Here is a 22,758-nt window from a genome sequence, read left to right as displayed (position 1 = left end):
TTCATAACATGAATCTAGCGTTCTTCTCGCCGGACGCCGGCCTTGAGCACGACAATGGTCCCGGCCACCCGGAATGTCCGGAGCGGCTGAGCGCAATCCGTGACCAGCTGGTGGCCAGCGGGCTGGATCCGTGGGTCCTGCATCGCGAGGCGTTCCCGGCGACGCGGGCGGACCTGCGCCGGGTTCACACACGCGACTTTATCGACACCATCCAGCAGCACGTCCCGGAAGGGGGGCGGGTGATGCTGGATGGCGACACGGCCCTGTCGCCAGGGAGTCGCGAGGCCGCGTTGCTGGCGGCCGGCGCGGGCATTGGCGCGGTGGACTGGGTGATGGGGGCGGCGAACCGGCGGGCCTTCTGCGCGGTGCGGCCGCCGGGGCACCACGCCCGTGCCGACCGGGCGGCCGGGTTCTGCCTGTTCAACAACGTGGTGATTGCCGCCCGCCATGCACAGGAGCGCCATGGCGTGGGGCGCATCGCCATCGTCGACTTCGACGTGCACCATGGCGACGGCACCGAGTCCCTGGTGGCGGGTGATGACGCCATCCTGTTCGCTTCCGCCTTCGAGCATCCGGCCTATCCCGGGTCGGGCATCCCGCCGCTGGCCGACAACTGCCTGAATGTCCCGGTACCCGGCGGATCGTCGGGGGAGCAGTGGCGCGACGCGGTGGCTGGGGCCTGGTTCGATGCGCTGGACGCCTTTGCCCCGGAACTCGTGCTGATCTCCGCCGGATTCGATGCCCATCGCGAGGACGAACTCTCGCGCCTGTTGCTGGCCGAGGATGACTATGCTTGGATCACTCGTGAGCTGGTGGCCCTGGCCGAGCGTCACGCCGATGGGCGCGTGGTCTCCATGCTGGAGGGTGGCTACGCCCTGAGTGCCCTGGGGCGCAGTGTGGTGGCGCATATGCGTGCCCTGGCCGCCCTCTGACCTGCCCCGTTTGCGACGCAGCTGCAGCGTATGGGTGGCGCCGCGTTCATGGCTGAGCGGGGGCCGCCTTGTTCAGCGGTTGCGTTCGCCATATACCGACGCGGCGAGGCGGGCGCCGCTGGCGAGCGCTACGCTCACCAGTACCAATACGGGGGCAAAGGGCTGATCCAGAGGCAGGCTGAGGCTCCAGGCGATCAGGAAACCCGCCAGGGCGATGGCCTGGGTCCACAGGAACAGCCCGCGCAGATTGCGCGCGAGATAGGCCGCACCCCAGGCGGGCAGCAGCAGGGTCGCGAGGGCAGCGGGCAGGCCCAGGACCATGCTGCCCAGCACGACCGCGGCGACCAGCCAGCCGATCTCGGTGAGTCGTTGCCACGTCGGCGGGGGGCGTGTGGCGGGGACATCGGGAGCGAGCTGCGCATGCCGCCATACGCGGTACAGTCCGGGCGCGAGCAGGATGCTGGCGACCGCCAGCACCGCCACCGCCCACAATTCGTTCGGTCCGGCAAAGTACAGCTGGCCTTCGGCCCAGGCGGCCGCCGCCAGGCTGGCCTGGGAGAAGTTGGCAGCGAGCAGGGTCACGGCCGCAAGGCCGGCCAGAAACACCCCCAGCGGCAGGCGCTCGCGGTCCGTGCTGCGCTGTAGCAGGGCCATCACCCCGGTACCCAGGACGAGGGCCACGAGCAGGACCGGCCAGTGCAGCACCGAGGCCAGGACCCCGCCGACGGCGGCCCATTGGCCGAGCGCGAGTGCCTGCCAGACCGAGCCGCGCAGAAACAGTCCGGCGCCGGCGAGACCCAGCACGCCGGTGATCAGCAGGCCTGCCACGAAGGGCATGAGTAGCAGGTCAACCAGCATGGATGTATTCCGTCAGTGGGTGGCGTTCGACCCCGGCGGCCTCCAGGAAATCGTCGTCATGGCTGGTCATCAGCAGTGTGGTGCCGCCTGGCAGGCTGGTGATCAGCTCGATCGCGTCGTGGCGCACCTCGGCATCCAGATGATTGGCGGGCTCGTCCAGTAGCACCAGACGCTGCGCCGGCGGGCGAGCGGCGTGGCTGGCCAGGGCGGCGGCCAGGCGCAGCAGTTGCCATTGCCCTCCGCTTAGGCGGTCGAGCCGCCGGTCCATCAGGGCGCGCACGCGTGCCTGTTCGGGGGGGTGCGCCCCCATTGCCCGGAACCAGTCGTGTCCGGACAGCGGCCAGGGCTGGCGGCGTGGGTGGTCCTGCGCGAGCAGGCTGATCCGGGCTTGGGGGGCAAGTTCCAGGTGACCGTGATGCACCCGCGCCTGTCCCGTCAGGGCCTTCAGCAGAAGCGATTTTCCAATGCCGTTGGGCCCGGTCAGGGCCCAGCGCGAGCCGATCGGTACGTCCAGGGTCAGCGGGCCCAGCACCGGCCGGTCAAACCCAAGATACGCGGCGCGGGTGTGCAGGATCGGAGACGAGCTTTCAGTCGGCATGTGAGCGTCGGGCATTCGGGCCATCGCAAATGATAACGGACCCGAAACGTTGCGTTCCGGGTCCGTCGCGGCTGGTCAATTTCTGGAAAGGGACTCGATTACTGGCGCGGCAGCGTCTCGGCCCAGGTGGTCATCAACTCCAGGTAGCCGTCCAGCGAGGAATCCGCGGGCGGATCCAGCGGCACCGCGTGACTGGTCCACCCGAGGTTGCGTTCCAGGAACTCCGCGCCACGCGCCGGCTGGAAGGCCGCGTAGAGGACGGTGCCTTCGGTGCCTTCCAGGTCGCTCACCAGGCTGCGCAGGTGACGCGCGGTGGGCGGGATGCCCGGAGCCGGTTCCAGATAGCCCACGATCTCGACCGGAAGCCATTCCTCGAGGTAGTCGAGGTCCTCGTGGTAGACCACGATGCGCTGACCCGGCTCGACCTGTTCGGCCAGGGCCTCGGCGTGGTCGCGCAGGCGTTCGGCGGTGCGCTCGCCGCGTTCCATAAACGTGGCGGCATGGTCCGGGCGCAGGTTGCCCATGCGCTCGGCCAGTGCCAGGGCGATGTCTGCCAGGCGCCGCGGATCACCGTTGAAGTGCGGGTTCCCTTCCTCGTGGGCGTGGCCCATGTTCGGGCCGTCCATGGTGATGGAGTGGCGCAGTTCGATCATGTCCGCTGCCCGGAAGTGGCCCGGCTGGCCGGAGTTGATCGTGCGGTTGCGGGCGCCGCGCTGGGCGGCCGGCAGCCAGCCTTCCTCGAGCCCGGCGCCGATCTCGAGCAGCATGTCGGCGCGGCGCAGGGCCGCCATGAAGCTCGGACGGGCGTCCAGGTCGTGCGCGTCACGATCCGGCGGCGCGAGCACGCGGACCTCGGCCTCGTCGCCGCCAATCTCGCGGGCCAGGGCGCCGAGGGTGGCAGTGGTGGCGACGATGTTCAGTCCGGCGGCGGCCTGCGACGGCAGCAGGAGGAGGGCCAGGATTGCCGCCGAGGCGAGGGCGGCGAGCGCGCGGGGCATGCGGACGCGAGTCTTGCGATAGGACATGCGGGACTCCTTTCAGATCGAGGTATGGCCGGAGGCTGGCAGGGACGGGAGCCGCCCCTGCCAGCCTCGCGAGGACAAGAGGCGGCCTAGAAGCGGTGGGCGCCGTGGGCGCCGAGGGCCACGTTCAGCTGCAGCAGGAACTCCAGGCCGCGATCGCGATCGCCGTGGTCATCGACAAAGTCGTTCTGGGACAGTTGGGCGCGCAGGAATACCGGCTCCACCGGGCGGAAGGTCACCTGGGCGGTGTGGCGATAGGAGGTGCCGAAGGACTCGCCGTCACCGCGGCCGACGTCGTTGCTCAGGCCCAGGGCCTCGGCGCGCAGGCCGGCTTCCCAGCGCGGGGCAAAGCCGTAGACACCCTGGACGTAGATGCCGTCCTGCTGGTTCTTGAACGACTGTTCGTTGCGTACGAAGCCCACCGGCCCGTTGCCGTCGGCTTCGAAATTCACGTCACGGCGGTCGACATCGATCTCGCGGTAGAAGTACTCGCCCTGCAGGCGCCAGTCGCCATGGCCGTAGGCGCGGCCGGCACTGTATTTGTAGACGGCATCCAGGCCGGCGAACCAGGCGCTGCCGTCCCAGTCCTCGAAGCGAGTGGAGTGCTCGTCGGTGACCTGATAGCTGCGGGCGTAGCCGCCGGAGACACCGAACTGCGCGGCGTGGTCCGGCCCGAGATCCGGCCCGATCTTGGCAAAGGCGGTGACCAGGCGTGGACCGGAGCGGTCGCGCAGGATGCGGTCCTGATCGTTCAGCGACGACTGGCTGCCTTCGTAGTTGGCGATCCCGCTGGTCTCGCCCTGCAGCAGCTCCACACCCAGCTGGGTGTAGGTCGCGGTAGGGGCGAGCCAAGTCGCCTGTACGCCCTTTTCCAGCAGGCCGTGGTCGCCGAACAGGTACTCGTTGACCAGCGGGCGGTTCACGAAGTCCCACTCGTGCGGGTGGCGGTTGTTGATGTAGCCGATGTCAGACAGGAACTTGCCCGCCTTGAGCTGGAGGCCGCCGGGCAGGGCGCGGGTGGTCAGGTAGGCCTCGTCGACCTCGATGTCCTGGTCGTCGAATTCGATGATCACGGTGGCGTCCAGGAGGTCGCCGAGACGGGCCTGGAAGCCCAGCTCCGAATGGCCCAGATTGAAGCCGTCGTCGAGGCCGTGGTCGTCGCCATTACCATGGCCGTGATCGTGGCCGTCGTCGAAGCCGGCGGGCGAATCATTACCGTGCGAGAGCTCGTTGTAGTAGATGCCCTCGAGGATCAGGGAGACGTCCATGCCCCAGGCGGACTCGTCGTCACTGGTGGTCCATTGCGCCGCGGCGGCTCCGGGGGCGGCGAGGGTCAGGCTGGCCAGCGCGGCGAGGACGGGGCGTGAGAACGGGGTGAGGGGCATGTCGGGCTCCTGGTTGCGCGGCAGTCTGCCGGTCCGGGCAGTGCCGATCAACGAAATTGGACTGTTATAGCGTAACGGATGACAAAGCGAACGTTATACAATAACAAGCGAGGTATCAACCCCCCGATCGGGCGCTCCGGTGTGCTGCCGGTCAGTCGCGTGGAAGGCCGGCGCGGGCGAAGGCGTTGCGCCAGGGTTCCAGCTTCTCGGTCAGGCTGAGGCGGGCGTTGGCGGGGCTGGTGGAGGGCAGGCGCAGGGCCTCGACGCCCAGGGCGCGGGTCTCGCGGATGCGCCGCGCGCTTTCGGCGCCGTTGTGGATGATCACGCGCAGGTCCGGGGCCTCGCGGGTCAGCCGGGCGAGATCGTTGGGGACCGGGGCGCGGATGGCGCTGTCCAGACTCCCCTCGCGCGAGCAGGCGCCGTACACGTCCCAGAGGCCCACGCCGTGGTCGAGCAGGCGCTCGATGCGCTCGGGGTAATCCATTTCCGGGAAGGGCTCGCCGAGGATCTGTCCGACAATCGGCCAGAACTGGTTGCGCGGGTGGGCGTAGTAGGCCTGGGCCTCCAGCGAGGCGACGCCGGGAAAGCTGCCCAGCACGATCAGGCGGGTGTCCGCACGCAGGATGGGCGGGAACGCCTCGAGGGTCGGTGCGGCGGCGGTCATTGGAGGGCGGGGTTCAGGGTGGGCTGTGCAGACGCGCGGCGTCAGGCGCGGTCCTGCTGCCCCCGGCGGCAGTCCCCGCACTGGCCATGCAGCTCCACCATGCGCGAGTCGATGGCGAAGTCCTGGGCCTCGGCCTCGTGCTCCAGCGCCTGGCTGGCCGGCTCCGGGGTGTGGAACTCGGTGATCTGGCCGCAGCCGTCGCAGATCATCAGGGCCGACTCGTGGCGCTCGCCGGGGTGCGAGCAGGCGACGAAGCCGTTGAGGCTCTCGATACGGTGGATCAGGCCCTGCTCGAGCAGAAAGGCCAGGGTGCGGTACACGGTTGGCGGCTTGATGCTGTGATCATCGGAGGACAGCGCGTGGATCAGGTCGTACGCCTTGATGACGCCCTCGGTGCGCAGGATCTGCTCCAGGATGCGCCGGCGCTGCTCGGTCAGGCGAGCACCACGGGTGGCGCAGACGCGTTCGGCGTCGGCCAGGGCCTGTTCGATGTCCGGCGTCTTGGTCTCGGCGGCGGCAGTCATGCGCCTAGGATAGCCCAAACGATCACGGTGCCCGTAACCGCCTCGGTGATCAGGCGGGTTCGGCGGCGCGGGTGGTTTCGGTGTCGGGCTCGGTTGGATGGGTCGCCTCGGGGCGCGCGAAGACCTCGGCGGACCACCGGGCGCGTTCGGCGGCCGGCTCGATGTCGCGGGCCACCATGTGTGCATCCACCGCGAGGATGCGGTGGTCCAGGCCTTCGCCGTTGGCGATCTGGATGGCGAGCCCGGGCCGGGCGTTGAGTTCCAGGATCAGCGGCCCGCGGTCGGCATCGATCACCACGTCCACCCCCAGGTAGCCGAGCTCGCTCAGCTCAAAGCAGCCGGCGGCCAGTTCCATCAGCTGGTCCCAACCGGGGATTTGCAGACCGACAATGCTCTTTTCGCTGTCGGGGTGCTCGCGGCAGGGCCGGTTGTAGCGCACGCCGCCGATGGTGCGGCCGGAGCCGAGGTCAATGCCCGTTCCCACGGCACCCTGGTGCAGATTGGCCTTGCCGTCGGAGTCCTGGGTTGGCAGGCGCATCATCGCCATCACCGGGTAGCCGCGATAGACCACGGTGCGGATATCCGGCACGCCCTGATGCGAGACCTCATCGAAGATCGAGGAGAAGCGCACCCGCTGCTCGATCATGGCGGCATCCGGTCGGCCACCCAGGCTGTACATGCCCGAGAGGACGTTGGCGATGTGATCGTCCAGTTCGCTCAGCTCCATGGCGCGGCCACCGGCCCGACGAGGCCGATCGCCGCGCCAGCCGTCGATCACCAGAATGCCGTCGCCGGCCGCGCCGTGGGCCGGCTTGATGACGAAGCCGTCTTCATAGTTCCGCAGCTGCTTCCGCACGTCGCGAATCTGGCGCAGGGTGCGTACGACGCCGTACAGATCCGGCACCGAGAGCCCGGCATCCAGGGCGAGTTGTTTGGTCTGCAGCTTGTCATCCACCCGCGGGTAGAATCGCCGTGCGTTCCAGGCGGCGATATAGCGGGCATTGCGGGCGTTCATGCCGACGATGCCCTGTTCCTTCAACAGTTTCGGGCGCACGAAGCGCGGCAGCCAGGTCGGCATTAGTCGGTCCTCCGCATCGCATCCTGGATGCGTCCGAAGCGGAACAGCTCGGTGAGCCTGTAGCCGGTGTAGCGTCCCAGCAGCAGGGTCATGGCCAGCAGGACCAGCAGCAATTCCGGGAACACGAACAACAGGTGTTCCAGCTGGCGGTTGGCCATCAGCCCGTAGGCCGCGGCCGCGACGGCCAGGCTGCCAATCCCCTGGGTGATGGCATCGGCGGGGCCGTGTTCTTCCCAGACCACCGACATGCGCTCGATGGTCATGGCGAGGATGACCATCGGGAACAGTGACAGCGCCAGGGCGCGTTCGAAGCCGAGCTGGTGCGACAAGATGCTGATGCCGAGCATGAGCATAATGACCACGCTGACCACTGCCGCCAGGCGCGGGACCAGTAGCAGTCTGAGGTGCTCGAGGTAGAAGCGCACCACGAGACCCAACGACACGATCAGCGTGAACAGGATGATCCCGGCCAGCAGCTGGGTCTCGCGGAAGGACAGCGCGATCAGCACTGGCATGAAGGTGCCGAAGGTCTGCACGCCGATCACGTTGCGCAGGAACACGATGATCATCGCGCCCAGCGGCACCATCAGCAGCACCCGGTAGGTGTTCTGTGTGCCCAGCGGCAGGTTCAGGGTGGAGAAGTCGAGGAAGCGACTGTCCAGGGTGTCGCCGAAGCGCTGGATGGTCGCCAGGGCATCCTGCACCCCGCGGGCCACCGCAAAGCGCACCTCCGCGTTCTCGCCGTTGGATATCTCCAGGAGCGGGGCGTCGCCGTGCGACCAAACGGCCACGTCGGCGGGGTACTCGATTTCGCCATTCTCCGGGTCGATGGGCACCCAGCGCCGCGTGTTGTGAACCTCGAGCCAGGTCTGCGGTTCGATGTCGCGGCGCCCGTCGACCAGGCGCAGGGCGGTCACCTGCCGGGCCGGGATGCGCGCGGTGGCCAGCAGCTCGATCAGGGTCTCGGCCCGGCGGGCGCGATTGTCGTCGCTCTCGATAAACACGGCCGCATTGGAAGCCGGTGCGGCATTGGCGAGGTCATTGACCAGTACCGAGGCAAAACTCTGGATGTCCGAGGAGCGTCCGCGGACGTCATCGATCAGCGCCTCGGCGGCCGAACGGAAGGGTTCGCTCCAGTCGGGCACGGCCACTGGCCCCGGGTAGTCGGATTCCGAGCGGTCGTCTCCGTCACGGTAGAGCGTGGCGCGGTAGTACAGCACCTGTTCGCCGCGCGGCTGACGGGTAGTCCACTGGGCCAGGCGATCCTCCGCCTGGAGGACGGTGTTCAGGCCGTAGCCGCGGGATACGAAGCCTTCGTCCAGGATGGAGAAATTCGGCAGGCGGTGTGGAATTCGAAGCTGCACCGTGGTGGCCTCGCCGGTGGCCTGGAAGCGCACGCGGGCTTCCACCTGCCAGGTCTCGGCGGTGGCGTCCGGCTGCAGGGGCATCCCCAGCGCGCTGACCTTGTAGGCGAAGACCCCGAGTCCGATCGTACTCAGCAGCACGATCAGGATCGGCAGGTGGAAACGCTTCACTGGTCATCCGTCGCGCAGTCGGGCGCGCGCAGGTGCTCCGCGCCGGAGTCCACCAGGATGTGCCCGGCCATGTGGCTGCGCCCGATCAGGGCTTGGTATTTCAGAGCCGTGCGGTCGATCAGGCTGGTGTCGGCGGTCAGGAGCTGGTCGCCGATACAGAACTCCATGCGCACCACCGGGCGTTCCTGCGAGTCTCCGCTGTGCCTGCGAATGCGCACGATGCGCTCGATCGGTCGCTCCAGGGTGATGCGCGCGTCCTCGTCGTCCGGGTCGATGATCTCGAAGCGGATCCAGTCTTCACCGTCCCTCTCGAAGCGCTCCTTGTTTAGCGCGTTCAGCGAGGAGGAGGTTGCACCAGTATCCATGCGCGCCTTTAGCACGATGTCTTCCTCGGCGATGCGAACGTTCTCCACAGCACCCAGGATGGCCATGGAACCCCCCGACTCCTGGGCCCCTGCGGATTGCGTCAGGAAGGCCAGGACGAGCAGCATGGTCGGCAGGATGGATTGGGTTAAGCTGGAACGACGGGCGGCTGGAGCAGTCACGCAGTCTCCTGAAGGTTACAAAACGCTGAAGTGTAGCTGATCACGTTTGTTACCCCGTGTTAAGGGGTTCACAAAGCCTAGGGAAGCATTAGATCAGTGTGGCCCTAGGAGTTCAGGAGTTGCCATGAGCTGGGTAGTCGATCTCGCCGATCTGACCATGAACGATGTCGCCCGGGTGGGTGGCAAGAATGCCTCGCTGGGCGAGCTTCTGGGGCAGCTCGGTGCCGCCGGGGTGCGCGTGCCGGGTGGATTTGCCACGACCGCGGATGCCTATCGCGCCTTGCTGGCGAAGGACGGGCTGGACGCGCAGATCAAGGCGCGCCTGGCGGATCTCGATATCGACGACATCGAGGCCCTGCGCGCGGCCGGGCGCGAGGTGCGCGGCTGGGTCGAGCAGGCCGAACTGCCGGGCGAGCTGGAGGAGGCGGTGCGCGAGCACTACGCGCAACTGGGCGATAACGTGCCGGTGGCGGTGCGTTCCTCGGCCACAGCCGAGGACCTGCCCGAGGCCTCGTTCGCCGGGCAGCAGGAGACCTTCCTCAACGTGCGCGGCATTGATGCCCTGTTGCAGCGGCTGCGCGAGTGCTTCGCCAGTCTCTACAACGACCGCGCCATCGCCTACCGCGTGCACAACGGCTTTGCCCATGACGAGGTCGCGCTGTCGGCCGGCATCCAGCGCATGGTGCGTTCCGACGTCGGCGCCAGTGGCGTGATCTTTACCCTGGATACCGAGAGTGGCTTCCGCGATGCGGTGTTCATCACCGGGGCCTGGGGCTTGGGTGAGACGGTCGTGCAGGGCGCCGTGAACCCCGACGAGTATCAGGTCTACAAGCCGGCGCTGGCGGCCGGAAAACGCGCCATCATTGGCCGTGCCCTGGGCACCAAGGCCGTGCGCATGGTGCTCACGGAGGACGGTACCCGCACCGAGGACACCCCGACGGACCTGCGCCACCGCTTCTGCCTCTCGGATGCCGATGCCGAGCAGCTGGGCCGCTATGCGGTTGCCATCGAGCAGCACTACGGACGGCCGATGGACATCGAGTGGGCGCAGGATGGTGAGACCGGCGAGCTGTTCATCGTGCAGGCACGGCCGGAGACGGTGGAGAGCCGGGTCGAGCTGGGCGCGGGCGAGCGCTACGAACTGGCGCCGCACGACGCCGAGCCGGTGGTGACCGGCCGTGCAATCGGCTCGAAGGTGGGGGCCGGTATCGTGCGCGTGCTGGATTCGCCGGATGCCATGCACGCCATGGAGGAAGGCGACATCCTGGTTGCGGACATGACTGACCCCGACTGGGAGCCGGTGATGAAGCGCTCCGCTGCGATCGTGACCAACCGCGGCGGGCGTACCTGCCACGCGGCGATCATCGCCCGCGAGATGGGCATCCCGGCGGTGGTAGGTTGCGGTAACGCAACCGAGGTGCTGAGCGACGGGATGGAGGCGACGGTCTCCTGTGCGGAGGGCGACGACGGGCATGTGTACCCCGGCAGGCTCGACTACACGGTCAAGAAGACCGAGATCGGCGAACTGCCGGAGTTGCCGGTCAAGCTGATGCTGAATGTGGCCAACCCCGGGCGGGCCTACGCCTTCTCGCAGCTGCCACACGCGGGGATCGGTCTGGCGCGGCTGGAGTTCATCATCAACGGCACCATCGGCGTGCACCCGCTGGCGCTGCTGGACTATGCCGAGGACCCGAATCGCCTGGAGCCCGAGGTGCAGGAGCAGATTGCCGAGCACCTGCGTGGCTTTGATGATGGCCCGCGCGAATTCTTCGTGCGCAAGCTGTCCGAGGGCATCGCGACGCTGGCGGCGGCCTTCGCGCCGGAACCGGTGATCGTGCGCCTGTCCGATTTCAAGTCCAACGAGTACGCCCATCTGATCGGTGGTGCTGGCTACGAGCCGCACGAAGAGAACCCCATGCTCGGCTTTCGCGGGGCCTCACGCTACCGCTCGGAGCTCTTTCGTCCGGCGTTCGCCATGGAGTGCGAGGCGTTGCGCCGGGTCCGCGACGAGATGGGCCTGGACAATGTTCAGGTTATGGTCCCGTTCGTGCGTACGCTTACCGAGGCCGAGGACGTGATCCGGGTGCTGGGCGAGGAGGGCCTGCGCCGCGGCGAGCAGGGCCTGAAGATCGTGATGATGTGCGAGATCCCGTCGAATGCCCTGCTGGCGGCGCGCTTCCTCGAGCATTTCGACGGCTTCTCCATCGGCTCCAACGATCTGACCCAGCTGACCCTGGGGGTCGACCGCGACTCCGGACTGGTGGCGGATTCCTTCGACGAACGCAACGATGCGGTGAAGGCGCTCTTGAGCATGGCGATCCGCGCCGCCCGCCGCGCCGACAAGTATATTGGAATCTGCGGCCAGGCCCCGTCCGACTATCCGGATCTGGCAGTCTGGCTGATGAGCGAGGGTATCGATTCGCTGTCGCTGAATCCCGATTCGCTGCTCTCCACCTGGGAGCAACTGGCGAAGGTCGGGGGGGCGACAGATGGCTGAGCCCGTCGCCCAATGCCCGCAGGTCTATCTGGTCTCGGACGGTACCGGGATCACCGCAGAGGCCCTGGCGCGATCGCTGTTCACCCAGTTCCCGGATGTCGACCCGGCTTGGCACCGGCTGCCCTTTGTGCAGACGCCCGGGCGTCTGGCCGCCGTGTTCGCCCGGGTCGAGGCTGGGCCGCAGCCCGCACTGGTGGTGGCCACCCTAGCCAATGCTGACTTGCGGGCTGATCTGCACCAGAGCTCGGTGCCGGTGATTGACGTCTTCGGGGAGCACGTCGAGCGGCTGGAGGGGCTGTTGGGGGTGGCCTCGCAATCGGCTTCCGGGCGTGCCCACGGCATGGGCGATGTCAGCCGCTATGACCGGCGCATCGAGGCCCTGAACTACACCCTCGCCCATGATGACGGTTTGGCCGTGCAGGACCTGTCGGTTGCCGATGTCGTGCTGCTGGGTGCCTCGCGTTCCGGCAAGACGCCGACCAGCCTCTATCTGGCCATGAACTACGGGCTGTTCGCGGCGAATTACCCGCTGGTCCCGGAGGACCTGCGCCAGGGCGACATCCCGCACATGCCGGAAGGGCTGCGAGGCCTGGGTAGGCGCCTGGTGGGGCTGACGATCACCCCGCAGCGGCTCGCGCAGATCCGCGAGGGCCGACGGCCCGACAGCCGTTATGCCAGTCTGGCCCAATGCCGGGCCGAGTGTGCGGCGATCCAGGAGTTCTTCGACAGCTGGCAGATCCCGCATCTGGACGTGACCGAGCTGTCGATCGAGGAAATCGCGACCCGGGTACGCGACTGCATGGATACCCGCCGCGGCGTTTGATCAGCGCCTCCCTGGCTTGGCATCCCGCCGGGCTTGCCGGAGAATGGGCGCGGTTCACTCGCTGCATCGCAAGGAGTCTGCATGCCCGCCACCGGAACCGGACAAGAGATCGCCATCTTCCTCGTTGGCGTTGTCTTCGGGATTTATATCATCCTGTTGATTTTGAGGACGATCTTCGGCCTGGTGCGGGCCGATTACTACAACCCGATCTCGCAGACCATCGTGATGCTGACCGACCCGCCGTTGCGGGTGTTGCGGCCCGTGATCCCCTCGGTCGGGCGGGTCGATCTGGCCGCGATCGTGCTGATGATCGTGCTCAAGTTCATCGAAATCTGGTTGCGCGTGCTGATTGTGGGTGTGGATGCCGGGGTCGGGATTATCCTTGCCGTGGCAATCCGGGAATTGCTGACCACGGTGATCTGGGTCTTCATCATCGCGCTCATTGCCGAGGTGGTGATGAGCTGGCTTCAGGCGGGGGGCGGTTCCACCAACAATCCCATCATGCGGCTGGCGGGGGCGGTGAACCGCCCCATCCTCGGCCCTCTGCGCCGGGCCCTGCCGAATACCGGCGCGATCGATTTTTCGCCAATGATCGCCCTGGTTGGGCTTTATATCTTGCTGATTATCTTGCGCTCTTTTTGAGGTGGATTGCCGTCCGGGCGAAATGCACGGGGCGGCCTTGCCTGTTCGGGTGCAAAACGGGCTAGACTCGGGACGAGGGGCCCCTGCGGCAATGCCGCCGCCAGGTCCTCGTTTCTCAAACGGAACAGGAGTCAGTCATGGCAAGAGTGCATCGGGTCATCACCGGCTTTCTCGTCGCATTGGCGGCGGTTGCTCTCGGAAGCTCGATCGCATCCGCCAACGAGGCGGAATTCGACAATTACGTCGTCTACTACAACGTGATCAACACCACCTTCCTGTCCCCGGAGGTCGCGCGGGCCTATGACGTGCGGCGCAGTTCCAACCGGGCCATGGTCAACATCAGCGTGATGGAGCGGGGCGACAACGGCTTGCAGGCGGTCTCCGCGGAAGTCAGTGGCTCGGCCACCAACATGAACGACCAGATGCGCAGCCTGCGCTTCCGCGAGATTCAGGACGGTGATGCCATCTATCACCTTTCCGAGGTGACGGTGCGGGGCGGGGAAACACTCGAGTTCCAGATCGACATTACCCCGGCGGACAGCGATCGCACGCTGCCGATCCGTTTCACCCGCGACTTTTACGCCGACTGAGCCCCGCCCCGGCGCTCGCGAACGATGCCCCGCTCGTCCGGGCGGGGCATCACAGCACCAGGCCTAGCAGCATCCATGCGCCGTACAGTGCGACCCCGCCGCCGGCGATCCGGCGGACCCAGGGGCGGCGCACGAAGGCCGCCAGGCGCGCGGCGAATACCCCCATCAGCAGCAGATTCGGCAGCGTCCCCAGGGCGAAGGCCCCCATCAGGGCGGCCCCTTCCAGCGCGCCGCCGGCACTGAGCGACCAGGCCAGCACGCTGTACACCAGGCCGCAGGGCAGCCAGCCCCACAGCCCGCCGACCATCAGCGCCTGACCGGCATGGCGCACTGGCAGGAAACGCCGGCCCAGCGGCTCGATGCGGCGCCACAGCACGCCACCGGCCTGTTCCAGGCGGGCCAGGACCGGCCACCAGCCCCCGAGATAGAGCCCGAGCAGGATCAGGAAGACGGCGGCGATGCCCTGGAGGATCGCCTGCCCGGCGGGCAGGCCGCCGAGCAGGCTGGCCCCCAGCCATCCCGCCAGCGCGCCGGCGACCACGTAACTTGCCATGCGCCCGAGATTATAGGCCAGCAGGAGGTCGAGCCCGGGTCCGCGGCGGCCGTGGCCCATGGAGATCGCGCCGACGATGCCGCCGCACATCCCCAGGCAGTGCACGCCACCGAGGATGCCCACGGCCAGGGCCGCCAGCAGGGTGCCCGGATCACTCATCAGAAAGCGCCTCGGTCAGCGAGGGTCGGCCGCATCGCCGAGCACCTCGTGCTTGGTGCGGATGAAGGTCGCGTGCGGGATGTAGAGCAGGTCTGCCAGGTGCCGGATTACCGCTTCCTGGCGCTTGTTGAGGTCGCGGTTGGCCCAGGCGGCACGCCACAGGGCGCGCATGATGTCGGTCTTCTGCCCGGCATCAAAGGACGCGTTCACTTCGCGCACCATGGGGTGGATGGAGATCAGTTCGTCGCTATCCTCCTGGGCGATCTCCAGCATCGCATCGGCGGTATCGCGATCCAGCCGGAACAGTTCGATCAGGCTGGCGCGCACGGACTCCAGTTCCTCGGCGTGCAGATCAAAGTCGGCCCGGCAGACCTCCATGATCAGCGCCGCCGCGGCGCGTTGCAGGCGCTCCTCGGGGGCGCCCTCGGCGCGGTCGCTGCGTTCGGCGCCCAGCAGGCGCTGCCAGTGGCTGCGTAGTTGTTCGATCAAGTCAGGGTCTCCGTGGTCTTGCGCTGTGCGGTATGGTGCCCGAATGGAATCCGCCCGGCCCGAATCCCCCGATCTTCTCCTGCTCTCCGGCGGCATCGAGAGCAGCGCCTTGTTGGCGCAGGAGCATGCCGCCGGCCGCTTGTTGCGTGCCGTGTGGGTCGACTACGGCCAGCGCAATGCCGCGCGCGAATGGACCGCGGTGGAGCATCTGTCGGCGGTCTACGGTTGTGCCCCCATCGCGCTGGATCTCCAGTCCCTGCGCACGGCCTTCACCCGCCGCAACGACTGGGTCGGGCATGTGCCGCTGCCCCAGCGTAATCTGCTGGTGTTGGCCCTGGCGGTGAACCTGGCCGAGCATCACGGCGCGGCACGCATCCTGCTGGCGCTGAACCGCGAGGATCAGGGGCATGGTCCGGGTTCGCAACCGGGGTTTGTGCAGCAGGTCTCGGAGCTGGCTGCAGGTCTGGTGCCCGGCCTGCAGGTCGAGGCCCCGCTGATCGACCGGAGCAAAGCCGAGATCGTTGCCGCCACCGACCCGCTGGGGATCGACTGGCGCCACACCTGGAGCTGCCTTCTGGCACAATCGCGCCAGTGCGGGCGTTGCCCGCAGTGTCAGGCCCGGCGTGCCGCGTTCGCCGCGGCCGGCATCCCCGACCCGACCGACTACCGCGAAGCCCCCCGATGACCGATCCCGCCATTCCCCGTCATGTCTCCGAGCGTCTGGAGATCGCCATCCTTACCGGCGAGACCCTGCAACTGAACTGGGTCGAGCCCAATTCCAGCCAGGCCTGGTGGGGCAAGGTGACCCCGCGCGAGGTGCGCGAGGTGGACGGGTGCCACTGGCTCGACGGGGAGTGCGAGGGACGTACGGTGCAGATCCGACTGGACTTGATCCGCAACCTGCCGACACCGGTCAAGTAGCAGCCGCCACGCCTCCCGGGTCGCTCAGGCCGGGCAACAGGTCCGCGAGCGATTCCAGCAGCTCGAAGTCCTCCGAGTGCATGGGTTCGCCGCGCTCGTCCGGGTAGCGCATCCCCCGCAGTTGGGCGATCCCTGCTCCGGCGGCGCTGGCCAGCGCCAGCAGGTTGTCGTCCACCAGCAGCGTACGTTCCGGAGCGTACGGTGCGACCCGCTGCAGGCGTTCCCAGAAGCTGCCGTCTTCCTTGGCGCAATCGAGGTCGTGGGCGGAGACAATGGTATCCAGGCGGTCGCCAATGCGGGTGAGGCGGTGCTTGAAGGCGTAGACCTGCGGGTGGGCGTTGGTTACCAGCACCCGCCGCCGCCCGGCCCTTTGCAGGGCACCCAGGACTTGATCGGCATGCGGTTTCAGGGCGATGTGGTGGGCCAGTTCGCGTTTCAGGCCGAGGATGTCCAGACCAGTAAAGCGGGTCCAGTGATCCACGCAGTACCACTCCAGCTTGCCGCGCACCCGCTGCATCTCGTCCTCCAGGCGGCGGCGCGCGCATTCCGGGTCATCCGGTTGGCAGCGGATGTATTCCTGCGGGATCAGTTCACGCCAGAAGCGATTGTCGAAGTGCAGATCCAGTAGCGTCCCGTCCATGTCGAACAGCACAGTGTCGATGCGATCCCAGGCGATCGCGGCGCGGGCCGCGGGCGGGCGCGGATTTTTTTCGGGGTTTTGCAGGTCCACAGCTAACGGCTACACGAAAGAGGGTGACGACGATGGCCCCCATGGTACCCCAATCGCGGTTCCTTCCCGCGCCCCTGCTCCTTGCGCTGATGGCGCTGCCGTTGGCGGTGCAGGGAATGGACCCCGGCGACCCGGACTACGACCCGCTGGAGGACGACAGCCTGTGGGGCGAGACGGTCTCCCCGGACCAGACCCAGACCACCAGTCCGGAGCTGACCTTCCTGCTGGAGGAGCCGGACCGGACTCCGCATCACCACCAGAACCAGATCCGCATCACGCAGTCCTCGCTGGAGGACGGCTGGGCCGATCTGCGCCAGTGTCACAATGATGTGGCGGCCATTCGGCGCATGGTCATTGTGTACAATGAAGCCAGAATCGACGAGCTCCAGGTCGAGTCCACCCGCAATATCGAATCCGCGCGTGCCGAGGGCGATCGCGTGGACCTGCGCGGGGTGCAGCGGGACGCCGAGGTCTGCGTGACCGCGCGCATGAAGATCGTCGAGGACGAGGGGGACGGCGTCTATCGCCTGGAGAACGGCCCGTTCGTGCGCCGCTTCCTGGATGGCTACTTCCCGATGCGCGTCACCATGGCCGTGAGCTGGGGCGATCTTGACCTGCGTCTGGCGGAGACCGATCCGGCCGACCAGGACGGGTTCGAGGTGGTCACCTCCGATCACGGCTTCATGTTCGACACCTTGTTCGAGGGCGAACTGCGTACCCTGGTGCGGCTACGCAACAGCCATTAGGGAAACGCTGACGCATTTACCGCTCGCGCTTGACGTGTTTGCGTGCGAACAAGGTGCGGCGCTGCCGTGCAGTCCCTGTGCGGCAGGTGAGCCGCAGCGCCGTGCGCGCGAAAAGGCGGCGGAGCCCGTAGGGTGCCAACGCGAGCGTGTACATTAAGCAGCGTTTTCCTACATGTATCCCGGAGGGCGCATGAGCCGAGACAAGCCGGATGTCCAGGGGCGGCGTACGGTCGCCAGCAGCCGCCTGTTCGAGGTGGAGGAGCTGGATCTCGAATTCAGCAATGGCGCGCGCACCTGTTTCGAGCGTCTGGTCAGTCGCGGCCACGGGGCGGTGATCATCGCCCCGGTGCAGACCGACCGGACCGTCCTGTTGATCCGCGAGTACGCCGCCGGCACCCACCGCTACGAGCTGGGTCTGCCCAAGGGGCGGATGGAGGCGGGCGAGGACATCCTGACTGCCGCCAACCGCGAGATCATGGAGGAGGTCGGCCACGCCGGGCATCGCCTGACCCACCTGGGCGCGCTGACCGTGGCACCCGGCTACATGGCCCACCAGACCCATCTGGTGCTGGCCGAGGACCTGTACCCGCAGGCCGCGGAAGGCGACGAGCCGGAGGCGCTCGAGGTAGTCCCCTGGTCGCTGGACCGGCTGACCGAGCTGGTCGCCCGGGAAGACCTGACCGAGGCGCGCTCCATCGCCGCGCTGTACATGGTGCGCGATTACCTCGACGCCTGAGCGCAACCCTGCCAAGCTAGGCGGAACGTTTCGGGAAAACGGGAGTTCCCCATGCATGCTCCGCCGAAGGATTCGGCTCTTACTGCCCTGATGCACGAGGTGGCTGCGCTGGCCGACCAGGCCGGCCACGCGATCCTCGAACTCTACGAGACGCGCTTTGCGGTCACCGAAAAGGCCGATCATTCGCCGCTCACCGAGGCCGATCTGGCTGCCCACCGGATCCTTGCCCATGGGCTGGCCGACATCGACCCCGACTGGCCCGTGTTGTCGGAGGAGGGGCAGGACGTGCCTTTCGAGCGCCGTCGCCAGTGGCAGACCTACTGGTTGATCGATCCCCTCGACGGCACCCGCGAGTTCGTCAAGCGCAGCGGCGAATTTACCGTGAACGTTGCCCTGATCCACGACCACGAGCCGGTGCTGGGCGTCGTCTGGTGCCCGGTGCTCAAGCGCCTGTACGCCGGTCATCGCGATGGCGTGGCCATTCGCCGTGACGAGGATCAGCCCCCGCGGGAAATCGCAGTGGCACGCGACCGTATTGGCACCGATCACCCATTGGTGGCGGGCAGCCGTTCGCACGGGGCGGAGCGACTCAAGGTCGCGCTGGACCGTCTGGGTCCCCACGACCTGGTCAGCATGGGCAGCTCGATGAAGCTGTGCCTGGTGGCCGAGGGAGCCGCCGACATCTATCCGCGTCTGGGGCCCACCAGCGAGTGGGATACCGGCGCGGCGCACGCCGTGGTCCGGGCCGCAGGCGGACGGGTGACGGATCTCCACGGGCAGGAGCTGCGTTACAACACGCGCGAAAGTCTGCTGAACCCCGAATTCCTGGTGTGCGCGGGCAACCCCGACGGCTGGTTGCGCCGCCTGGGGCTTCCCGACGCCTGAGTTCCCCCGCTCCGTGTCAGGCGGCGCCGTTGGTCCGCGACGGGGCCACCGGCTCCGGCGTGATATCCCAGATCTGGTCGGCGTAGTCGCGCACCGTGCGGTCGATGGAGAAGTACCCCATGCGCGCGACATTCAGGATGGCTGCCTCGGCCCATGCGGTACGGTCGGCGTACAGGGCATCCGCCCGGTCGCAGGCCGCGGCGTAGGCCGGATAGTCGGCGATGACGAAGAACGGGTCCTCGTGGCGCAGGTAGCGCCCAAGGTCGCCATGGGTCCCCGGGTCGTCGCAGGTAAAGAACCCCGATTCGATCATCTCCACCGCGGCGGCCAGGTTGGGCTGCTGCGCCAGGATGGCCTCGGGGCTCGGGCCGTTGCGGCGATGCTCGACCACCTCGTCGGCAGTCATGCCGAAGATGAAGATGGACTCCTCGCCCACCGCGTCGCGGATCTCGATGTTGGCGCCGTCCAGCGTGCCGATGGTCAGGGCGCCGTTCAGTGCCAGCTTCATGTTGCCGGTGCCGGAGGCCTCGAAGCCGGCGGTGGAAATCTGTTCGGAGACATCGGCCGCCGGGATGATGATGCTGGCGGAACTGACCTCGTAGTTGGGGAAGAACACGCACTTCAGGCGGTCGCCCACGACCGGATCGCGGTTCACGATGTCGGCCACCTCGTTGATCACCTGGATGATGCCCTTGGCGCGGGCATAGCCGGGTGCTGCCTTGCCGCCGAACAGGACCACGCGCGGCGGGACGTCCTCGCCGGCGCGGATGCGCTGGTAGAGATCCACCACGTGCAGGAGCTTTAGCAGCTGGCGCTTGTATTCGTGGATGCGCTTGATCTGCACGTCGAACATCACGTCCGGGTTCAACTCCACGCCGGTGCGCTCGCGGACCAGGTCGGTCAGGCGCTGCTTGTTGGCGCGCTTCACGTCCATGAACGCCTTTTGCAGTTCGGGATCCTGGGCGTAGGGCTCCAGCGCGCGCAGACGGTCCAGGTTGTACTGCCAGTCGTTGCCGATGCGCTGGCCCAGCAGTTCGGTGAGCGCGGGGTTGGACTGGATCATCCACAGGCGCGGGGTCACGCCGTTGGTGACATTGACGAAGCGCTCCGGCCACAGGGCGTAGAAGTCCTCGAACAGGGTCTCCTGCAACAGCTGGGTATGCAGCGCGGCCACGCCGTTGACGTGGTGCGAGCCGACCACGGCCAGATGGGCCATGCGCACGCGGCGGCCATGGTCCTCGTCGATGATGGACAGCCGGGTCAGGCGGTCGTTGTCCCCGGGATAGCGGTGACGGACCTCTTCCAGGAAATTCTGGTTGATACGGTAGATGATCCCCATGTGGCGTGGCAGAACGCGCTCCATCAACTCCACCTGCCAGGTCTCGAGGGCTTCGGGCATCAGGGTGTGGTTGGTGTAGGCGAAGGTGCGCCGACTCAGGTCCCAGGCGTGGTCCCAGGGCTGTTCATGGTGATCCACCAGCAGGCGCATCAGTTCCGCCACGGCGATCGCCGGGTGGGTGTCGTTGAGCTGGATCGCAATCTTGTCGGGCACTTCATCGAGGCTGTAGCCGAGCGCCAGATGGCGCTCCAGGATGTCCTGCAGCGAAGCGGAGACGAAGAAATACTCCTGTTTCAGCCGCAGTTCCTTGCCGACCGCAGTGGTGTCGTTCGGGTACAGAACCATCGAGATGGTCTCCGACTCGGCCTTGTCCGAGACGGCGCGGATGTAATCGCCCTCGTTGAAGTAGCGCAGGTCGAAGTCGCGGGTGGCCTTGGCCGCCCACAGCCGCAGATTGTTCACGTTGCGCCGGCCGTAGCCCGCCGTCGGGTAGTCGTAGGCCATGGCCAGGACTTCCTCGCCGTCCTCCCAGGTGTAACGGGTGGAGCCGTCGGGGTCATGATGCTCGACCACGTAGCCGTAGAAGTGGATCGGGAATTTGCGATCCGAGCGCGGGAATTCCCAGGGGTTGCCGTAGCGCAGCCAGTTGTCCGGGTGCTCGACCTGTTGGTAGGGCTCGAACTCCTGCCGGAACATTCCGAATTCATAGCGGATGCCGTAGCCGTAGCCGGGGTAGCCCTGGGTCGCCAGCGACTCGAGGATGCAGGCGGCCAGGCGCCCGAGGCCGCCATTGCCGAGGGCGGCGTCGTCTTCCAGGTCGAGGATGGTATCCAGGTTCACGCCGAGGTCCGCCATCGCCTGGCGTGCCGGCTCGAGGATGCCCATGTTGCGCAGGTTGGCCTCGAGCATGCGCCCGATCAGGTATTCCAGCGACAGGTAGTAGACGCGCTTGACGTCCTCGTCGGCGAATTGCCGGCGGGTCAGCAGGCGCCGCTCCACCATGCGTTCACGGATGGCGAAGGCGAGTGCTTCCATCCAGTCGCGTTCGGTGGCTTCGCGCGGGTCTTCCCCCACCACGCGGACCACGGCATCGCGGATCGATTGCCGCAGGCCCTCCGCGTCGTTGGGGAGGTTGGGCAGGTGCGTGACTTCGGGGGCGGCCATCGGGTGGTTCTCCAGGAGGGGGTAGACGCGCTGTTGCCCGGGGTTATCCCTCCCGGGCGACGGCGCGATAGCCGATATCTGTTCGGCAGTATATATCGTCGAAATGAATCTGTTGTACGGCCGCGTAGGCCTTTTTCTGCGCGGCCTTCACGTCCTCGCCGAGGCCGACCACGCACAGCACGCGGCCCCCGGCGGTGACGATCGTTCCGTCTTCGCCCTGTGCGGTCCCGGCGTGGAACACGTGGGCATCGGGATCGCGTTCCACGGCCTCCAGGCCGGTGATGGCATCGCCCTTGCGGTAGGTTCCGGGGTAGCCGCCGGCGGCGAGGACCACGCCCAGTGCCACGCGCGTATCCCATTCGGCCCGGACTTGGTCCAGGCGGCCTTCCAGCGCGGCCTCGACCAGTTCGCCGAGGTCGGAGTCCAGGCGGCTCAGGATCGGCTGGGTCTCGGGGTCGCCGAAGCGGCAGTTGAACTCCAGCACCTTCGGGTTGCCCGCGGCGTCGACCATCACGCCGGCATAGAGAAAGCCGGTGTAGCGTTCGCCATCGGCGGCCATGCCCTGCACGGTCGGCTCGATAACCTCGCGCAGGATGCGCGCGTGCAGGGCATTTGTCACCACCGGGGCGGGCGAGTAGGCCCCCATCCCGCCGGTGTTCGGGCCCCGGTCGCCGTTGTCGCGCGCCTTGTGGTCCTGCGAGGAGGCCAGCGGCAAGACATGCTCGCCATCCACCATGCAGATAAAGCTGGCCTCCTCGCCGCGCAGGAATTCCTCGATGACCACCCGGTTCCCGGCCTCGCCAAAGGCATTGCCGGCCAGCATGTCGTGAACCGCGGCGCGCGCCTCGTCTTCGGTCTGCGCCAGGATGACGCCCTTGCCGGCGGCCAGGCCGTCGGCCTTGACCACGATGGGTGCGCCGTGGGTAGCGATGAACTCAAGCGCTGCGGTCTCGTCCTCGAAGCTGCCGTAGGCGGCGGTCGGGATGCCGTGGCGTTGCATGAAGTCCTTGGCGAAGCTCTTCGAGCCCTCTAGCTGCGCCGCCTTCGCGGTGGGGCCGAAGCAGCGTCGTCCGGCGGCGCGGAACGCATCCACTACACCGGCGACCAGCGGGGCCTCCGGGCCGACGACCGTAAAGGCCACTGCCTCGCGCTCGGCCAGGGCCAGTAGCGCGTCGATGTCGGTGACGCCGATGTCGATGTTCTCGCACTTCGCCTCGCGCGCGGTCCCGGCGTTGCCGGGGGCCACCAGGACGCGTTCGATTCGCGGGGACTGCGCCAACTTCCACGCCAGGGCGTGTTCGCGGCCGCCGTTGCCGATTACCAGTACGTTCATGGGAGGCCCC

24 protein-coding genes are annotated in these 22,758 nt (G+C 67.4%); 10 read left to right on the top strand and 14 right to left on the bottom strand.

Annotated elements, in window-relative coordinates; genetic code table 11:
* Nucleotides 1-8 precede the first annotated feature (8 nt).
* The gene (locus tag F792_RS0108660) at nt 9-932 is read left to right on the top strand and encodes a histone deacetylase family protein (RefSeq protein WP_018144758.1); all 924 of its coding nucleotides are present in this window, start codon (nt 9-11) and stop codon (nt 930-932) included.
* A 72-nt stretch (nt 933-1,004) separates the two neighbouring features.
* Here F792_RS0108660 and F792_RS0108655 read toward each other — a convergent pair whose 3' ends face one another.
* From F792_RS0108655 to F792_RS0108615, 9 genes are all read right to left on the bottom strand, one after another.
* A complete protein-coding gene (locus F792_RS0108655) occupies nt 1,005-1,790 on the bottom strand; it encodes a metal ABC transporter permease (protein WP_018169237.1) in 786 nt (261 codons plus the stop codon).
* A complete protein-coding gene (locus F792_RS0108650; RefSeq protein ID WP_018169236.1) occupies nt 1,780-2,388 on the bottom strand; it encodes an AAA family ATPase in 609 nt (202 codons plus the stop codon). Before F792_RS0108650 ends, F792_RS0108655 begins: the two co-directional genes overlap by 11 nt.
* Before the next feature lie 98 nt (nt 2,389-2,486).
* The gene (locus tag F792_RS0108645) at nt 2,487-3,413 is read right to left on the bottom strand and encodes a metal ABC transporter substrate-binding protein (RefSeq protein ID WP_018169235.1); all 927 of its coding nucleotides are present in this window, start codon (nt 3,411-3,413) and stop codon (nt 2,487-2,489) included.
* Nucleotides 3,414-3,499: 86 nt separating this feature from the next.
* Nucleotides 3,500-4,795: a TonB-dependent receptor gene (locus F792_RS0108640; RefSeq protein ID WP_018169234.1), complete on the bottom strand. Its 1,296-nt coding sequence runs from the start codon at nt 4,793-4,795 to the stop codon at nt 3,500-3,502.
* A gap of 151 nt (nt 4,796-4,946) precedes the next feature.
* A complete protein-coding gene (locus tag F792_RS0108635) occupies nt 4,947-5,459 on the bottom strand; it encodes a DNA-deoxyinosine glycosylase (RefSeq protein ID WP_018169233.1) in 513 nt (170 codons plus the stop codon).
* 41 nt (nt 5,460-5,500) lie between these two features.
* Entirely contained in the window at nt 5,501-5,983 is a 483-nt protein-coding gene (locus F792_RS0108630) for a transcriptional repressor (RefSeq protein ID WP_018144752.1), read from the bottom strand.
* A 49-nt stretch (nt 5,984-6,032) separates the two neighbouring features.
* Complete coding sequence (locus F792_RS0108625; protein WP_018169232.1) at nt 6,033-7,061, bottom strand: alpha-L-glutamate ligase-like protein; 1,029 nt, start codon at nt 7,059-7,061, stop codon at nt 6,033-6,035.
* Complete coding sequence (locus F792_RS0108620) at nt 7,061-8,596, bottom strand: inactive transglutaminase family protein (RefSeq protein ID WP_018169231.1); 1,536 nt, start codon at nt 8,594-8,596, stop codon at nt 7,061-7,063. The genes F792_RS0108625 and F792_RS0108620 overlap by 1 nt, the downstream gene beginning before the upstream one ends.
* Nucleotides 8,593-9,087 carry an ATP-dependent zinc protease gene (locus tag F792_RS0108615; protein ID WP_026313101.1) on the bottom strand — a complete coding sequence of 165 codons (495 nt, stop codon included), beginning with the start codon at nt 9,085-9,087 and terminating at the stop codon, nt 8,593-8,595. The genes F792_RS0108620 and F792_RS0108615 overlap by 4 nt, the downstream gene beginning before the upstream one ends.
* Nucleotides 9,088-9,265: 178 nt before the next feature.
* On the opposite strand from F792_RS0108615, the gene ppsA reads away from it, so the two are divergent.
* The 4 genes from ppsA (at nt 9,266) to F792_RS0108595 (ending at nt 13,693) form a co-directional block, all read left to right on the top strand.
* Entirely contained in the window at nt 9,266-11,638 is a 2,373-nt protein-coding gene (gene ppsA, locus F792_RS0108610) for a phosphoenolpyruvate synthase (RefSeq protein ID WP_018169229.1), read from the top strand.
* The gene (locus F792_RS0108605; RefSeq protein ID WP_018169228.1) at nt 11,631-12,461 is read left to right on the top strand and encodes a pyruvate, water dikinase regulatory protein; all 831 of its coding nucleotides are present in this window, start codon (nt 11,631-11,633) and stop codon (nt 12,459-12,461) included. Before ppsA ends, F792_RS0108605 begins: the two co-directional genes overlap by 8 nt.
* A gap of 81 nt (nt 12,462-12,542) precedes the next feature.
* Nucleotides 12,543-13,103: a YggT family protein gene (locus F792_RS0108600; protein ID WP_018169227.1), complete on the top strand. Its 561-nt coding sequence runs from the start codon at nt 12,543-12,545 to the stop codon at nt 13,101-13,103.
* Between the two features lie 137 nt (nt 13,104-13,240).
* Nucleotides 13,241-13,693: a DUF4426 domain-containing protein gene (locus tag F792_RS0108595; protein ID WP_018144745.1), complete on the top strand. Its 453-nt coding sequence runs from the start codon at nt 13,241-13,243 to the stop codon at nt 13,691-13,693.
* A 49-nt stretch (nt 13,694-13,742) separates the two neighbouring features.
* On the opposite strand, the gene F792_RS0108590 is transcribed toward F792_RS0108595, so the two are convergent.
* A complete protein-coding gene (locus F792_RS0108590; RefSeq protein ID WP_018144744.1) occupies nt 13,743-14,405 on the bottom strand; it encodes a sulfite exporter TauE/SafE family protein in 663 nt (220 codons plus the stop codon).
* A gap of 15 nt (nt 14,406-14,420) precedes the next feature.
* Nucleotides 14,421-14,894, bottom strand: a complete 474-nt coding sequence (locus tag F792_RS0108585) for a TerB family tellurite resistance protein (protein ID WP_018169225.1) — start codon at nt 14,892-14,894, stop codon at nt 14,421-14,423.
* Between the two features lie 43 nt (nt 14,895-14,937).
* On the opposite strand from F792_RS0108585, the gene F792_RS0108580 reads away from it, so the two are divergent.
* Together F792_RS0108580 and F792_RS0108575 are read left to right on the top strand one after the other, a co-directional pair.
* On the top strand, nt 14,938-15,579 hold the full coding sequence (locus F792_RS0108580; protein ID WP_018169224.1) for a 7-cyano-7-deazaguanine synthase: 642 nt from the start codon (nt 14,938-14,940) through the stop codon (nt 15,577-15,579).
* Complete coding sequence (locus F792_RS0108575) at nt 15,576-15,815, top strand: hypothetical protein (protein ID WP_018169223.1); 240 nt, start codon at nt 15,576-15,578, stop codon at nt 15,813-15,815. Before F792_RS0108580 ends, F792_RS0108575 begins: the two co-directional genes overlap by 4 nt.
* Here F792_RS0108575 and F792_RS0108570 read toward each other — a convergent pair.
* A complete protein-coding gene (locus tag F792_RS0108570) occupies nt 15,808-16,545 on the bottom strand; it encodes an HAD family hydrolase (protein ID WP_018169222.1) in 738 nt (245 codons plus the stop codon). The genes F792_RS0108575 and F792_RS0108570 overlap by 8 nt on opposite strands.
* 41 nt (nt 16,546-16,586) lie before the next feature.
* Between F792_RS0108570 and F792_RS0108565 the strand changes: the two genes are divergently transcribed.
* The 3 genes from F792_RS0108565 (at nt 16,587) to cysQ (ending at nt 18,912) form a co-directional block, all read left to right on the top strand.
* Nucleotides 16,587-17,291, top strand: coding sequence for a hypothetical protein (locus F792_RS0108565; RefSeq protein WP_019572082.1), 705 nt, complete (start codon nt 16,587-16,589; stop codon nt 17,289-17,291).
* Between the two features lie 190 nt (nt 17,292-17,481).
* Nucleotides 17,482-18,027 carry an ADP compounds hydrolase NudE gene (gene nudE / locus F792_RS0108560; RefSeq protein WP_018144738.1) on the top strand — a complete coding sequence of 182 codons (546 nt, stop codon included), beginning with the start codon at nt 17,482-17,484 and terminating at the stop codon, nt 18,025-18,027.
* A 51-nt stretch (nt 18,028-18,078) separates the two neighbouring features.
* Nucleotides 18,079-18,912 carry a 3'(2'),5'-bisphosphate nucleotidase CysQ gene (gene cysQ / locus F792_RS0108555; protein WP_026182045.1) on the top strand — a complete coding sequence of 278 codons (834 nt, stop codon included), beginning with the start codon at nt 18,079-18,081 and terminating at the stop codon, nt 18,910-18,912.
* 16 nt (nt 18,913-18,928) lie between these two features.
* Here cysQ and F792_RS0108550 read toward each other — a convergent pair whose 3' ends face one another.
* Complete coding sequence (locus tag F792_RS0108550) at nt 18,929-21,415, bottom strand: glycogen/starch/alpha-glucan phosphorylase (protein WP_018169220.1); 2,487 nt, start codon at nt 21,413-21,415, stop codon at nt 18,929-18,931.
* 43 nt (nt 21,416-21,458) lie between these two features.
* On the bottom strand, nt 21,459-22,748 hold the full coding sequence (gene purD, locus F792_RS0108545; RefSeq protein WP_018169219.1) for a phosphoribosylamine--glycine ligase: 1,290 nt from the start codon (nt 22,746-22,748) through the stop codon (nt 21,459-21,461).
* Nucleotides 22,749-22,758: the final 10 nt, after the last annotated feature.

The organism is Thioalkalivibrio sp. ALMg9 (assembly GCF_000380625.1).
In the GTDB taxonomy this organism is placed as follows: Bacteria; Pseudomonadota; Gammaproteobacteria; order Ectothiorhodospirales; family Ectothiorhodospiraceae; genus Thioalkalivibrio; species Thioalkalivibrio versutus.
This window is presented reverse-complemented; position numbering and strand designations above follow the sequence as displayed.